The organism is Archangium sp., from assembly GCF_036277355.1.
In the GTDB taxonomy this organism is placed as follows: Bacteria; Myxococcota; Myxococcia; order Myxococcales; family Myxococcaceae; genus Archangium.
The window spans coordinates 1-13,494 of record NZ_DASUNC010000112.1 but is presented as its reverse complement, the minus strand read 5'-3'; the positions used below and the strand labels follow the sequence as shown (position 1 = coordinate 13,494).

The window sequence follows — 13,494 nt, the reverse complement described above, 5'->3', positions numbered from 1 at the left end:
TCACTTCACCTCCAGGGCGACCGCGCCCTTCGTGCTGAACACCACTCCCGAGTCCACCATCGCATCCCGCAGCGCCATGCCGAGCGCCTTGAAGGCCGCCTCCGTCACATGGTGGCTGTCCTTGCCGCGAAGAATCCGCAGGTGCAGCGTCACCCTGGCGTGCTCGCAGAACGAGCGCATGACGTGCTCGTACAGCTTGTTGCGCAGCGGCCCCCGGTAATAGAAGCGCCCGGCCACGTCGATGCAGGCCTGCACCAGCGCGTCGTCCATGGGGATGGTGCGCTCGCCGTAGCGGGCCGCCGTGGCGGGAATCACCTTGTTCACCGCCGTGCCCAGGGTGATGGCCACGTCCTCCATGAGGTGGTGCCGCAGGTCTCCCCGCGCGTGCAGCGTCAGGTCCAGGCCCGCGTAGCGCGCGAAGGTGGACAGCATGTGATCGAAGAAGGGCAGCCCGGTGTCCACCCTGGCCACGCCCTTGCCCAGGGCGATCTCCACGGTGACCTTCGTCTCCTTCGTCTCGCGAACGATGGTGGTCATGCGAACCCCCGTGCCACCTCGGTGGCGTCCAGCTTGCCCGTGTACAGCGCCATGCCGATGACGGCCCCGAAGGCCCCCACGCGCCCCAGCGCCCGCAGATCCGCCACCGTCGTCACGCCTCCCGAGGCGAACAGCGGATGCCGGCTCGCCCGGGCCACCTCCTCCATGAGCGGCAGGTCCACGCCCTCCATCTGCCCCTCCTTGTGCACCGCCGTCACCAGCAGGCCCCCGAGCGACAGGGGCTCCAGCGTCTGAAGCACGTCGGAGATGTCCAGGGCGCTGCCCGACGTCCAGCCGCGCGTCACCACCTCGCGGCCCTTCACGTCCGCGGCCACCACCACCCGGCCCGGGAAGCGCTCGGCCACCTCGCGCAGCCACGCCGGATCCTCGATGGCCTTGGTGCCCACCACCACGTAGGAGGCACCCAGCGCGAGCACCGCCTCCGCCTTGGCCATGCTCCGCACCCCGCCGCCCACCGAGAAGGTGAGGCCGGGCTCGTGGGTCAGCAGCATCCCGATGGGGCCCTCGTTGGAGCCCTTGCCGAGCGCGGCGTCCAGGTCCACCACGTGGAAGGTCTTGAAGCCGAACGAGCGCCAGCGCTTCAGCGCGTCCAGGGGATCCTTCACCCGCACCCGCTCGTCGGCGTAGGAGCCGCCCACCAGTTGCACGCAGGCGCCCTCGCGCAGGTCGATGGCAGGAATGGCGATCACTTGCGCACCTCCTCGAGGAAGGCCTGCACGAAGCGCACGCCGGCCGCCGAGCTCTTCTCCGGGTGGAACTGCACGCCGAGCACGTTGCCGCGCCGCACCGCCGCGGGGAAACGGTCCTCCTCGTGCGTCGTCCAGCCCACCACCACCCGGGGCTCATCGGCGCGGCAGACGAAGCTGTGCGCGTAGTAGACACTGCCCAGCTTCGCGCTCTTCAGGGCGGTGTCCTCCTCCACCGAGTTCCACCCGATGTGGGGCACGCGCCGCGAGCGCAGCTTCGTCACCTGGCCGCGGAAGAAGCCCAGGCCCCAGCCCCCGCCCTCGTCGCTGGTGTCGAACATGAGCTGCATGCCCAGACAGATGCCCAGGCACGGCAGGCCGTCCTCCAGGGCCTGCCGCATCTGGTCGCGCCCCGGCTCCAGCCGCGCCGCCGCCGCACCGAAGGCACCCACGCCCGGCAGCACCAACAGGTCCGTGTCGAGCGCCCGGATCGGATCCTCCTGCACCCGCACCTCCACGTCCGGCGCCGTGGCGAGCGCCTTGGCCAGCGAGTGCAGGTTGCCCGCTCCGTAGTCGAATAGTGTCACTCTCACCGCAACGTCTCCCGCAGCGCTCCGAGCGCCGCCTCGATCTGATTCCACGGGGCGCAGCCGATGCGCAGCGCGTCCCCGATGCCCTTCAGTCCCTGGAATGCACGAACGTTCACGTCCCGCTGCCGCATCCGCTCGGCCACCGCGGGGGCGCCGGGCAGCGGCACCATCACGAAGTTGGCCTCGGACGGCAGCGTCTTCAGTCCCAGCTTCCCGAGCTCGTCCACCAGCCGGGCGCGGATGGCCAGCGCCTCCTCGGCCCGGGCCTTCATCCACGGCACGTCCTCGGACAGCGCCGCGGCGGCGATGCGCTCGGACAGGCCCGTCACCTTGTAGGGACCCCGGGCCTTCTCCACCTCGGCGATCAGCGTGGGGTTGCCCACCGCGTAGCCCACCCGCAGGCCCGCCAGCCCGAAGGCCTTGGACAGCGTGCGCGTCACCAGCACGTTGGGCCGCGAGGCCAGGTCCAGGTGGCTCTCCCGGGCGAACTCGGCGTAGGCCTCGTCGAGCAGGACGATGCCGGGCGCGGCGTCCATCAACCGCTCCAGCGCGGCGCGCGAGGCCACCGTGCCCGTGGGGTTGTTGGGCGAGCACACATAGATGAGCTTCGCCCCCGTGGCGAGCAGCCCGTCCACGTCGATGTCGAAGTCCGCCTTCAGCGGCACGGCCGCGTAGCGCAGGCCGTTCACCTTCGCGAAGTAGGACATCATCACGAAGGTGGGGTCCGGGAAGGCGATGACGTCACCGGGCTCCAGGAAGGCGCGCAGGGTGCTGTCGATGACGTCGTCCGAGCCGCACCCGGTGGTGACGCGCGAGGCGTCCACGCCGGTGTAGCGGGCCACGGCCTGCTTGAGGTCCGGCGCGTAGCCCACGGGGTAGCGGCTCACCTGGGCGGTGGCCGTCTCCCGCAGGATGCGCTCGGCGGCCGGGGGCATGCCGAAGAGGTTGGTGTTGTCGCTCAGGTCCACGCCGCACTTCACCTTGGAGGGAGAGTACAGCGGGATGTCGCGGTAGGAGGCGCGCGAGGGCAGGCTCATGACTTCCTCCAGCCGCGAGCGGCATCGGCGTGGGCGAAGAGGCCCTCGCTGTCGGCCAGCAAGCCCACGTCATCGGCGAGCCGGGCCGCCGCGTCGCGCGTGACACGCTGGTACGTGGTCCACCGGTAGAAGTCGAGCACGCTCAGCCCCGAATACGCCCGGGCCAGGCCGGCGGTGGGCAGCACGTGGTTGGCGCCCGTCATGTAATCGCCGTAGGCCACCGAGGCGTACTGGCCCACGAACACCGTGCCCGCGTTGCGCGCCTTGGGCAGGTCCGCCATGGGCGACGTGGTGGCGATGAGCAGGTGCTCGGGAGCGAACTCGGCCACGAAGGGCCAGGCCTCCTCCAGCGAGTCCACGCTCAGCACCGCGCCGCGCTCGCTCAGGGCCCTGGTGACGATCTCCTGGCGCTTCGCCCGGGCCGCCGCCCGCTCCACCGCCGTGGCCACCGCCTTGGCCAGCACATCGCCCACCGTCACCGTGACGCAGCAGGCATCCGGATCATGCTCGGCCTGGGCCAGCATCTCGCGCGCCACCGCCTCGGGGTCCGCCGAGCTGTCCGCCACCACGAGGATCTCACTCGGGCCGGCCGGCGCGTCGATGGCCACCGCATCCACCACCTGCAGCTTGGCCGCGGCCACGTAGGCATTGCCGGGGCCGACAATGCGGTCCACCCGGGGCACGCTCTCGGTGCCGTAGGCCAGGGCCGCCACCGCACCCGCCCCACCGAGGGCGAAGACACGATCCGCGCCAGCCAGGGCCGCCGCCGCCAGCACACCCGCCGAGGGCTTCCCATCCGGGCCCGGCGGCGAGCAGACGATGACCTCGCCCACCCCGGCCACCTTCGCGGGCACCACGCCCATGAGCACGCTGCTCGGGTACACGGCGCGGCCACCCGGCGCGTACACGCCCACGCGCCCGAGCGGATCCGGCCGGCGGCCCACGATGATGCCCGGCTCCGTCTCCACCTCGGTGGCCTGGGGCTTCTGCGCCGCGTGCGCCTTGGCGATGTTGCGCGCCGCGCGGGCCAGCGCGTCCTTCAGCTTCGGCTCCAGCGAGGCCAGCGCCGCCTCGCACTCCGAGCGGGGCACCTCCAGGGACTGCAACTCCGCGCGGTCGAACTCGCGCGCCATGTCGCGGAGCGCCTTGTCTCCATCCCGGCGCACGCGGGCGATGATGTCCGCGGTGCGCTGGGCGACGCGGGCATCCGACGTGCCCGTGCGGTCCAACAGGCGGCGGCGCGCCTCGGGGGACAGCGTGGAGAGCCGTCCCCGGTATTTGAGCAGGGAGGGGTTCACGGCATCAGCCTCTCGATGCGGGTGACGAGGATGCCCTCGCAGCCGAGGTTCTTCAGGGCGGCGATGGTGCGGTAGATGCTCTTGGCGGGCACCACGGCGTGCACGGCCACGAAGTCACCGCCCTGCACGTCCACCACGGTGGGGCCGTTGAGGCCCGGGAGCACCTCGCGCACGGTGGGCAGCACGCGGCGCGGCACGTTGGCCATCAGGTAGCGCTTGCCCCGGGCCGCCAGCACCGAGCTCAGCGCCTGCCGCAGCTCCTCCAGCTTCGCCGCCGCCTCGGGTGCGTGGTTCTTCCGGGCGATCAGCCGCGCGCTCGACTGCACCACGGTCCCCACCTCGAGCAGGCCGTTCATCTTCAGCGTCGAGCCCGTGGACGTCAGGTCCACGATGATGTCCGCGATGCCCAGGTGCGGGGCGATCTCCGTGGCGCCCGACACCGGCACCACCGTCACCTTCTGCCCGCGCTTCGTGAAGAACTCGGCCGTCAGCCGCGTGAAGGAAGACGCCACCCGCACCCCGTCCTGGATGTCCTCGAGCTTCTGGATGCCGCTCTCCTCGCGGGCGGCCACCACCAGCCGGCATTTGCCGAACTCCAGGTCCATCAGCATGTCCAGGTCGCGGCCGGACTCACACACCAGGTCCCACCCGGTGACACCGGCGTCGGCGGCACCATCGGCGACGAACTCGGGGATGTCCTGGGCGCGGACGAAGATGGCCTCGAACTCGCCGCCGAGCGACGCGGTGAGGGCTCTCTCTCCCCGGACCTTCACTTCCAGGCCGGCATCGTTGAACAGCTCGCGAACCTCTTCGGACAGGCGGCCTTTGTTGGGCAGGGCAATCTTCAGCATCGTGGGTACCTGGGGGTTGGGCGGACGAGCGCGGAAACGAAAAAAGCCCGTCCGGGGTGGGACGGGCTTCCGTTCACTGCGGCGGGTGCATCGGGGGGCGTCTTACGCGTCAACCCAAGCATGCGCACGGCGAGCGGTCCCGTCGGGGGGCCGATGATGATGCGCATGATGATGGGGGTTGGACGCGAAACGCACGGGACCACTCAGTAACCGAGACACCCCCGTCTCGTCAACCCGGCCTTCTCACAAAGCTGGAAAACCCCGCTTGCAAACCCCTCCCCGAGCGAGCACAAGCGGGCGCGATGCGTGACGCCGACGTGATCATCGTGGGTGGAGGGGTGATGGGCTGTGGCGATGGTGCAGTTGCAGACCCGGCTGCCGCTCTTCTCCCACGTGGTCTTCTCCGACAAGGGCTACCTCATCCCCCGAGCGGATGGCCGGGTCCTCGCCGGCAGCACCCTCGAATTCGCGGGGTTCGAGAAGAACGTCACGGCCGAGGGGCTGCACCGGATCCTCGCCCTGGCCATGGAGCTGTGCCCGGCGCTGGGCTCGGCCCCGGTACAGGAGACGTGGGCGGGACTGAGGCCCTACACCGACGACCACCTCCCCATCCTGGGGGCCGGACCCCTGCCCGGCCTCTTCCTGGCCACGGGCCACTTCCGCAATGGCATCCTCCTGGCCCCCCTCACCGCCCGGCTCATGGCCCAGGCCGTCCTCGGGGAGACCCCCTCCGTGGACCTCACACCGTTCCGTTTCGAGCGCTTCCCCCGCCGCTGAGCCGCCGGGGAGACATTCCACCCCCCCGACAACCCGGCCGAGCGGCCGGAAAAGTCGAAAAACCTCGTCGGGTTGGCCTTCCGCGGCCCGATCCTCCTAGAATCCCCCCCGTGGAAGCCATTCCTCCCGTACCTCCCCGGATCCTGATCGTCGACGACGACGATTCCGTGCGCGACGTCATCTCCGTCCTCCTCAGGGAGGAGGGATACAACTGCGTGGTGGCCAGTGGCGCCGAAATGGCCCTGGACATCGCCAGTCAGGAAGAGACGCCGCTGGTCATCAGCGACATGAAGATGCCGGGAAAGGATGGCCTGTGGCTGCTCGAGCAGCTGCGTGAGCGCTATCCGGACACCTCCGTCATCATGCTCACCGGCTACGGCGACACCGAGTCCGCCGTGGACTGCCTGCGCCGGGGCGCTGTCGACTACCTCCTCAAGCCGCCCAAGCTCACGGATCTCATCCGCGCCATCGAGCGGGCGCTCGCCAAGCGCCGCATCGAGCTGGCGCGCAAGCGCTACCAGAAGAAGCTGGAGCGCAAGGTCCGGGACCGGACCACCGAGCTGCGCAATGCGCTGCGCGACATCGCCCACACCTACCAGTCCACGCTGCTGGCGCTGGTGGCGGCGCTGGACGCGCGCGAGCACGAGACGTCGGACCACTCGCAGCGCGTGGTGCGCTACACGAGCGCCGTCGCCGAGCGCATGGGCATCAAGGGCCAGGAGCTGGAGGAGATCGGCCGGGGCGCGCTGCTGCACGACATCGGCAAGATTGGCGTTCCGGACGCCGTGCTGCTCAAGCCGGGCAAGCTCACGCCCGAGGAGTGGCAGGAGATGCGCAAGCATCCGGACATCGGCTTCCAGATGATCCAGAACATCCCCTTCCTGGCCACGCCGGCGCAGATCGTGCTGTCGCACCAGGAGCGCTGGGATGGGCAGGGCTACCCGCGCAACCTGAGGGGCCAGGAGATCCACATCGGCGCGCGCATCTTCGCCGTGGCGGACACGCTGGACGCGATGACGAGCGACCGGCCCTACCGCAAGGGCACCACCTTCGCCAACGCCATCGCGGAGATCACCCGCTGCGCCGGGACGCAGTTCGATCGCGACGTGGTGAGGGCCTTCCTGGACATCGGCGAGCAGGCGCTCATCAAGATCAAGGAGGACATGCACCTGCGGAAGCTGACGCTGGTGCAGGCGGAGGCGCAGGCGCAGGAGGCCGAGGCCACCCTGGCCCGGCTCACGGATGACCTGGACGACATCGACCAGAGCATCCCCGGCCCGGGCAGCCCGGGTCCGGCGCCTCGGGGTGCGAGCCCCGCCGCCACTCCCCCTCCCGCGCCGGCGGTGGGAACCCAGGCCACGGCCAACCGTCCGGAGCAGCCCGTCGTCCTGTCGGTGCTCGCCGGGGGCCGCCAGGGTAACTCACGCGACTGAGAGGGCCTCGGGCTCTCAACGGACTTCAGGTGTAGACCTCTACACCTGAGCAGGGAGGAGCCAGCGGTTTCTGGCGCGAGTCACTCGCTGGCGGGCTCGGGCCGAGGGAGCTGGATGAGACCGGCCCGGTCGAGCAGCTCGCGCACGCGGGCGGTGAAGGCCACGTGCTCGGGGTTGCTGGCCGTCATGGGCTCGGGCGAGAGCACCAGGAGCCAGCCCAGCGTCCCCACCGGCTCGATGCGCACGGGCGCGGGCAGCGGCGGCAGCTTCCCGAGGCGGCGCGACAGGTATGTCAGCCAGCCCACCTGCCGCTCCCACTGGCTCTTTTCGACGAGGCGGACCATCTCGGTTGAGCCGACGATGGCGTAGTCGGGGTCCCACGCCGTGGCCATGCACGTGAGCACCTCGGCCAGCGCGGGCGCACGCAGCAGCCGCTCCCGGACCGCGCCCTGCCTGGGGGGGTAGAGCAGACACAGATTGGGGCCTCCCCACGGCGAGTATTTGCCACAGGAGAGGTGGAGTTTCGTGGCCTCCTTCTTGGCATTCCACACATACTGGCGGAAGCCCAGATCCTCGATGACCTCCCTGCCGACGTCGGTGCGATTCCGGCCCTTGAGGAAGAGGGACTCCCACTCCTTCAGCTCCGGGCGGACGGGCCAGCCCGGCAGCTCGCGGGGGAAGCCACGGCCCGCCCCGTACCATTGGGTGAACGTCGGGTCACACCGCGCCAGCATGTGGAAGAAGAGCTCCGCGCGCCGCGCACACTCCAGCGCCGTCTCCTGGCGCGGGCCCCAGTACGCTCCCACGTAGTAGTCCTCATCGGCCTCTTGCATGCGTGCTCCTTTCTACTGCACGGGCCGCGTGTGGTGGACCGTGATGTTCTTCCAGTTGTTGTCCTTGAAGAGCTTGCGAAGGAACTCCGCCACCTTGGCGTCGGCGACGTGCCAGCTCACCGGCATTCCCAACCTCTGGGCCATCCTCGACTGATTCTCCGCTTGGTCCATGAGCTGCGTGAACCCGCCAGACGCCTCGAACCAGGCCTTGGGCGTGCCGTCCGCCTCGAAGAAGGAGCAGTAGCCGGGGCCCTTGGCCTCCAGCAGTTCCCCCAGCTTGATGCCGTCGAACTCCAGTTTCCCAATCATGTACACCCACCACGCGGGCCGCCCCGTCACCTGCTCCTGGTAGTCCTGGGAGCGCTTGGACTCGTTGGTGGGCTTCTTGTACGTCCACCTGCCGGGGCTCCGCGCCGGAGCCTTCTGGGACGCCTTGCCCGCCTTGCCGCTCGCGCCGCCGGTGTTGCCGCCCCGGCCCTTTCCCGCCATGTGGAGGATGGAGAGGGCGCTCAGGTCCACGCCCACCGTGCCCGCCGAGCCCGCCACCACGGCTTCGCCCAGCACCAGCTCGCCCCTGGCCGTGAGCGACAGCCCTGGCAGGTCCGCTCCCAGTCCGCCCATGCGGCCCACCGTGGCCCGTGCGCCTCCCAGCAGCATGAGCAGGTGCGTGGACAGGCGCGCCGCCTCCCGTATCTGGTCCTCCCTCGACATGGCCCCGTAGCGCGCGAAGTACTCGGGCGAGGTGGCTATCAGGTACGCCACCGTCGTGGGCAACTGCCCCAGGTCCTCCAGCGTGCGGATGGGGTTGAGGACCGAGTGCGCCAACGCCAGCGTCATCTCCCCCAGGGCCTCCTGGGCTCCGTCGAGCGCGGCGTTGAGCGGGTCCCTCCCCAGGCCCCGTTCCGCCAGGGGCTCGCTGTCCTCGCGCCGCAGGGCTTCGTTCACCGGGTAGAAGACTCCACCGTGTGAAAAATAGAAGCCTCCCACCACGAGGCGGCCTACCGTCCACTCTCCTTCCACCAGTCGCAGAGGGCCCCGGCGCTGAAGAGGCGTGCCATCGAGCGCGGCCACCAGGTAGCCGTCCGGACGCACCATCACCAGCCACACGAAGCGCTCGGCGCGCCACTTCAAGTCGGCGTACTCCACGCGCTCGCCCCCCTCGAGCACCTCGCGCAGCAGCCAGCCCAGCGCCCGGCGTGGGGCGAAGCTCCGCTGTGTCACCGGCGTCTTGGCCAACCGGCCCAGCAGCTGGCGCGCCTGCTCCACGTAGAGCGCCGCGCCCGCCGGGTGACGCCCCTCTTCCCCGAGGCCACTGGCCTCCTGCACCCCCTGGAAGAAGTCCTCCGTCTGGAAGAGTTCCTCCGTCTGCTCGGGGAAGCCCCCCGCGGAGCCCTCCGGCGCTCCAGGCGCGGCGGTGGCAACGAGTTGCCGCGGTTCGGAATCGCCACGCAGCGCGGTGGGCCGCGAGTGGAGCCCGAAGCCGCTCGTCAAACTCGCGCGCGGAGGGGCCGTGGCGCACCCGCCGAGCAGCACGGCCACGGCCATGGTCAGAACGAGCGCGCCGAGCCGGTCGCCGTGCACCCCGAGATGAGTGGACATGCCCTGGACTTCAGGGGAACAGGACAGGGGCGGTCAAGTCACCAGGTAGGAACAGACAGGGCTTTCCTCATGGGTAGGACGGACTTCGAGATGGACAACGAGGACCACCCCCTTCAGGCGCCCGCGTCGTGAAACACGCGCCGCGGGCCGCTGGGGGCCAGCGGAGACGAAAGCCGTGCTAGACCTTGGAGGTCATGAAGCCAGCCCGACTCATGAAGACAGTCTCCTTCCAGCCCCTCGCCCGTGGAGACAAGGTGGGGGAGTACGAGGTGGAGGCCTCGCTGGGCGCCGGGGGCCACGGCCTCGTCTTCAAGGTGCGGCGCGCCGGGCTGCCCTTCGCCCTCAAGCTGCTACGCGGCCGGAGCCTGGAGGCCCGGGGGCAGCGGGAAATCAGCATCCTGCGGCGCATCCAGCACCCCAACGTGGTGGGCTTCCACGCATGCGGCAGGTGGCCCCACCCGGTGCACGGCCCGCTCTACTTCGTCATGGACTTCGTGGAGGGCCGGACGCTGGAGCAGTGGGCCCTGGAGGACAACCCGTGCGCGCGCTGCGTGGCGCGCGTGCTGCTGGAGCTGGCGCGGGCGCTGGCGCACCTCCACGCCCGGGGCGTGCTGCACCGCGATCTCAAGCTGGAGAACATCCTGCTGCGCACCTCGGACGGGGCGCCGGTGCTGGTGGACTTCGGCATCGGCTGGCTGGCGGAGGAGCCCCCGCTCACCCAGGGCACGCTGCCGCCGTGCACCGCCGAGTACCGCAGCCCCGAGGCGCTGCGCTTCGCGCGCGCGCACACCGGCGGGCAGGCGCGCTACGTGGCGGACGCGGGAGACGAGCTGTGGGCGCTGGGCGTCCTCCTCTACTGGCTGCTCACGGACATGCTGCCCTTCGGGCGCGTCTACCAGCGGGGCCAGCCGCTCGACGAGCGCATCCTCACGCAGCGGCCCAAGGCGCCGCACGAGGTGAACCCGCGCGTGCCCCGGGCGCTGGGCGAGCTGTGCCAGCGCATGCTGGAGAAGCGGCGGCAGGCGCGCTACGGCACGTGCGAGGAGCTGGCGCGGGCGCTGGAGGCGGCGCTGGCCGGGGCGGACGGAAGCTGGGACGTGCCGCTGGTGGACCCGGACGCCCCGGAGCACGCCTTCACCGAGGAGGAGCCCGGGCTGGTGCCGCGCAGCGCCGAGGAGCGCGAGATGCGGCGGTGGAGCATGGGCCGGCCCCGGCGGGGAGCGAAGGCCCGCCACCCGCCCGCTCCTGAGGGTGGCGGTGCTACCGTCGTGGCGCCGCCCGCGGTGGTGGAGGAAGAAGCGGAACCCGCGCCCGCGGGCGAGGAGCCAGAGAGTGCGGCGGGGGCCCCCCATGTCCCGGAAGCGGCCCCTTCTCCGGTGGACGCCGCCGCTCCTCTTCCCGTGGCCGCCGAGGAGGCAGCACGGGGAGTCCCGCCCCCGCTGGAGGCACCAGGCCCCGTGCACCGTGCGCGCGTGTTGCCCGGAGGGGGCGTGTCACGCGTGGGGGCGGTGGCGCTGGCCGCCGGGCTGCTGCTGAGCGCATGGCTGCTGGCGGGCTCCCGGGTCGAGCGGGGGCCTGTGGGCACTCCCGGCGTGGCGGCGCCCACGGCGGCCCCGTCACCTCCCGGGTGGGAGGTGGGTCCCCCGACGTCTCCTCCAGGGATTGTGCGTGAAGTGGCGGCACCGGGCGGGCCGTCCGAAGCTGGAGGAGGCGCGGCGCCACTCGTGGCCTCCACCCCCGCGCTCACCACCGCCATGCCTCTTCGCAAGCAGGAGTCCCGTTTGCCGCCCCAGGAAATGCCCGTGCCCGCGCTTCAGCCCCAGGGGGGGCGCTGCAAGAAGTGGCAGTGCCTCGCAGCGAGCTGCGGCTGGGTGCTGGTCGCGTGCACCGGCCCCCAGGTGCGCGCCACACCCGGGCCCGAGGACTGCCCGGCCGGCGCCATGAAGACCATGAGGGAGGAGTTGAGTCTCGGCCTCAGTGACGACTTTGCCGCCGACATTCCACCCGGCACCAGAGGGGAGCGGGTCACGGTGCGCGCGGGCGACGCCGCCGTCACGATGCTCTACAAGGTCGGCGAGCTAGACGAGGGCACCGTGCTCACCGGGAGGTTCATCCTCGGCAAGGAGCGCCTCTACGGCCGTTTCACGCGGGCACAGACGCCCCAAGGCAAGACGTACCCCGTGTGCATGGAGATCGCAGCGCCAGGCGGGGCCGGCGAGCCCATCAAGTCTGAGGTCGGCTCGGATGCCGTCAAGGTCCACGCGCGCGTCCGCGTGTACGTAACGGACCAATTCGAGTAGGGCGCCCGGGCGCTCGGCCGCCCAGAGGTCCCCCACGGTGAGCTGTGGTAGAGGCTACGCTTGAAGTGGGGCGGCTCCACGCCCCCGGAGAGGTTGTCCCCCGTGCCCCTCGCGTCCTCCGCTGGCCTCCTGTCCCTGGCCCTGCTCACCTCGGCCGCTGACGCAGCCGAACGTCCACCTCTGCCCCCGTGTGAGGCGGGTGATGTACGCCTGGACGTGGACGCGGACGCTCCGGGCAGGATACCGGCGCTGTGCATCACCCCGGACCTCACCAGCAACTTCCTCTTCGACGCGAAGCTCTCGCGCGTGGAACTGGAGGGGCGCGAGCACTTCCGCCGGGTGACGGAGGCGGCCGACTCATTCATGGTCGTCCCCGCGGAGGCCATGCGCGACATGCAGCCGCAGCGGGTGACGGTCTACTTCGCGGATGGAGCGGCCCCGGCGAGCCTCACGTTTCTGCTGGTGGTACACCCCGCGCGGGCGGCACGGCAGGTGGACGTCATCCGGCAGACGCTCCCGGTGGACTTCTACAAGCAGAAGGCGCGGGATGCGGACGCGAAGGCGCTGCGCTGCGAGGAGGAGAAGGCGCGCCTCCAGGCCGAGCAGGGCGGGCCGGGTGGACTGCGGGGTCTGCGCGCGGCGGGCCTTCTGAACCAGAGGCTCGGCGTCGCCGTCAAGCGCATCACCGAAGACGTCAAGACGAGACCGCGGGCTACGCTGGCCCTGGCCGACGCGTGGTCCTCCCGCGCCGGGGACAAAGACAAGGGCCGAGTCGCGGTGGAACTGGACTTGAAGAATCCGGGGACGAGGCCCTGGACGCTCGCGGGGGCCGTGTTGCGCGGAACGAAGGGTGAAGAGCTGACGCCGCTTCCGGAGGGAAACCCCGTTTCCATCCTGCCTGGGGCGCCAGGCCGCGTCATGGTGGAGTTCGAGGCCACGACGAAGCAGGCCCAGGGGGCGTACACCCTGACGCTGTGGGACGCGGACGGGCGCTCCGTCATCCTGGAGAACGTGACGTTCCCGTAGCGCCGAACCCCCCGGGGCCACTACGCCCTGACAGCTCACCCGTTGCGTCCTTCTACCCCCGGCCAACCCATTGGCTTGACGGGCACATCCGCGCTTCCGTGTAATTCCGGAGCGACGGCTCGCACTCCGCGTCGCTACTGGAGGTGCGCCGTGTCCACCCGTCTTCCTGGCCCGCGCCCATCCAGCGCTCGCATTGGCCCCCTGCTGGGCGGCTGGTTTCTTCTCGTGCTGTTCCTCCAGTCCGCCTGCGCCACGGGCACCCCACGGGGCAGCTTCCTCGTGGGTTAGGCCCCGCGCAGAAATAACTTTTCAGTTTGGATGAAGGGTATAGTTCCAATCACCATGAAAATCTGCACGCTCAATGGTTAACGCGGCCATCTGCATGTCGGTGATTTTGGTGCCGAGCGGGTAGGTGCGCTTGTCGAGGCCGGCGCTGACACGCAGCCCTTGTCGGGTAGTGGTTGCGGCAATGAGGTTGACGACAACCTCATGGCTGATGAGAGGTC

General features: G+C 70.6%; 14 protein-coding genes. 5 read left to right on the top strand and 9 right to left on the bottom strand.

The genetic code is table 11. The features are described 5' to 3' along the window. The 6 genes from VFZ09_RS28995 to hisG are packed head-to-tail and all read right to left on the bottom strand — an operon-like array spanning position 1 to position 5,020. Positions 1 to 537 (bottom strand): imidazoleglycerol-phosphate dehydratase, encoded by a 537-nt coding sequence (locus VFZ09_RS28995; RefSeq protein WP_329730937.1) that lies wholly within the window; start codon positions 535 to 537, stop codon positions 1 to 3. Further along, entirely contained in the window at positions 534 to 1,247 is a 714-nt protein-coding gene (locus tag VFZ09_RS28990; protein ID WP_329730936.1) for a 1-(5-phosphoribosyl)-5-[(5-phosphoribosylamino)methylideneamino] imidazole-4-carboxamide isomerase, read from the bottom strand. The genes VFZ09_RS28995 and VFZ09_RS28990 overlap by 4 nt, the downstream gene beginning before the upstream one ends. Further along, a complete protein-coding gene (hisH, locus tag VFZ09_RS28985) occupies positions 1,244 to 1,837 on the bottom strand; it encodes an imidazole glycerol phosphate synthase subunit HisH (protein ID WP_329730935.1) in 594 nt (197 codons plus the stop codon). Before hisH ends, VFZ09_RS28990 begins: the two co-directional genes overlap by 4 nt. Continuing rightward, a complete protein-coding gene (locus VFZ09_RS28980; RefSeq protein ID WP_329730934.1) occupies positions 1,834 to 2,871 on the bottom strand; it encodes a histidinol-phosphate transaminase in 1,038 nt (345 codons plus the stop codon). The genes hisH and VFZ09_RS28980 overlap by 4 nt, the downstream gene beginning before the upstream one ends. After that, entirely contained in the window at positions 2,868 to 4,169 is a 1,302-nt protein-coding gene (gene hisD / locus VFZ09_RS28975) for a histidinol dehydrogenase (protein WP_329730933.1), read from the bottom strand. Before hisD ends, VFZ09_RS28980 begins: the two co-directional genes overlap by 4 nt. Then, entirely contained in the window at positions 4,166 to 5,020 is an 855-nt protein-coding gene (hisG, locus tag VFZ09_RS28970; protein WP_329730932.1) for an ATP phosphoribosyltransferase, read from the bottom strand. The genes hisD and hisG overlap by 4 nt, the downstream gene beginning before the upstream one ends. A gap of 354 nt (positions 5,021 to 5,374) precedes the next feature. On the opposite strand from hisG, the gene VFZ09_RS28965 reads away from it, so the two are divergent. Then, positions 5,375 to 5,797: an NAD(P)/FAD-dependent oxidoreductase gene (locus VFZ09_RS28965; RefSeq protein WP_329730931.1), complete on the top strand. Its 423-nt coding sequence runs from the start codon at positions 5,375 to 5,377 to the stop codon at positions 5,795 to 5,797. A 110-nt stretch (positions 5,798 to 5,907) separates the two neighbouring features. After that, a complete protein-coding gene (locus tag VFZ09_RS28960) occupies positions 5,908 to 7,230 on the top strand; it encodes an HD domain-containing phosphohydrolase (RefSeq protein ID WP_329730930.1) in 1,323 nt (440 codons plus the stop codon). A gap of 80 nt (positions 7,231 to 7,310) precedes the next feature. Here the strand turns inward: VFZ09_RS28960 and VFZ09_RS28955 are convergent, their stop codons facing one another. Together VFZ09_RS28955 and VFZ09_RS28950 are read right to left on the bottom strand one after the other, a co-directional pair. Continuing rightward, positions 7,311 to 8,063 carry an Imm52 family immunity protein gene (locus VFZ09_RS28955; protein ID WP_329730929.1) on the bottom strand — a complete coding sequence of 251 codons (753 nt, stop codon included), beginning with the start codon at positions 8,061 to 8,063 and terminating at the stop codon, positions 7,311 to 7,313. A 12-nt stretch (positions 8,064 to 8,075) separates the two neighbouring features. Further along, positions 8,076 to 9,662 (bottom strand): Tox-REase-5 domain-containing protein, encoded by a 1,587-nt coding sequence (locus VFZ09_RS28950; RefSeq protein ID WP_329730928.1) that lies wholly within the window; start codon positions 9,660 to 9,662, stop codon positions 8,076 to 8,078. A 194-nt stretch (positions 9,663 to 9,856) separates the two neighbouring features. On the opposite strand from VFZ09_RS28950, the gene VFZ09_RS28945 reads away from it, so the two are divergent. The 3 genes from VFZ09_RS28945 (at position 9,857) to VFZ09_RS28935 (ending at position 13,276) form a co-directional block, all read left to right on the top strand. Beyond that, a complete protein-coding gene (locus VFZ09_RS28945) occupies positions 9,857 to 11,962 on the top strand; it encodes a serine/threonine protein kinase (protein WP_329730927.1) in 2,106 nt (701 codons plus the stop codon). 102 nt (positions 11,963 to 12,064) lie between these two features. After that, entirely contained in the window at positions 12,065 to 12,988 is a 924-nt protein-coding gene (locus VFZ09_RS28940; RefSeq protein ID WP_329730926.1) for a DUF2381 family protein, read from the top strand. Positions 12,989 to 13,138: 150 nt separating this feature from the next. After that, positions 13,139 to 13,276, top strand: a complete 138-nt coding sequence (locus VFZ09_RS28935; RefSeq protein WP_329730925.1) for a hypothetical protein — start codon at positions 13,139 to 13,141, stop codon at positions 13,274 to 13,276. A gap of 21 nt (positions 13,277 to 13,297) precedes the next feature. Here the strand turns inward: VFZ09_RS28935 and VFZ09_RS28930 are convergent. Next, the coding region (locus tag VFZ09_RS28930; RefSeq protein ID WP_414640758.1) for an ISAzo13-like element transposase-related protein at positions 13,298 to 13,494 on the bottom strand (197 nt) is incomplete at its 5' end.

Coding starts and splice junctions, on each gene's coding strand:
- VFZ09_RS28945 (WP_329730927.1), top strand. CDS start 9,857: ATGAAGCCAGCCCGACTCATGAAGACAGTCTCCTTCCAGCCCCTCGCC.
- VFZ09_RS28980 (WP_329730934.1), bottom strand. CDS start 2,871: ATGAGCCTGCCCTCGCGCGCCTCCTACCGCGACATCCCGCTGTACTCT.
- VFZ09_RS28995 (WP_329730937.1), bottom strand. CDS start 537: ATGACCACCATCGTTCGCGAGACGAAGGAGACGAAGGTCACCGTGGAG.
- VFZ09_RS28955 (WP_329730929.1), bottom strand. CDS start 8,063: ATGCAAGAGGCCGATGAGGACTACTACGTGGGAGCGTACTGGGGCCCG.
- VFZ09_RS28965 (WP_329730931.1), top strand. CDS start 5,375: ATGGTGCAGTTGCAGACCCGGCTGCCGCTCTTCTCCCACGTGGTCTTC.
- VFZ09_RS28950 (WP_329730928.1), bottom strand. CDS start 9,662: ATGTCCACTCATCTCGGGGTGCACGGCGACCGGCTCGGCGCGCTCGTT.
- hisG (WP_329730932.1), bottom strand. CDS start 5,020: ATGCTGAAGATTGCCCTGCCCAACAAAGGCCGCCTGTCCGAAGAGGTT.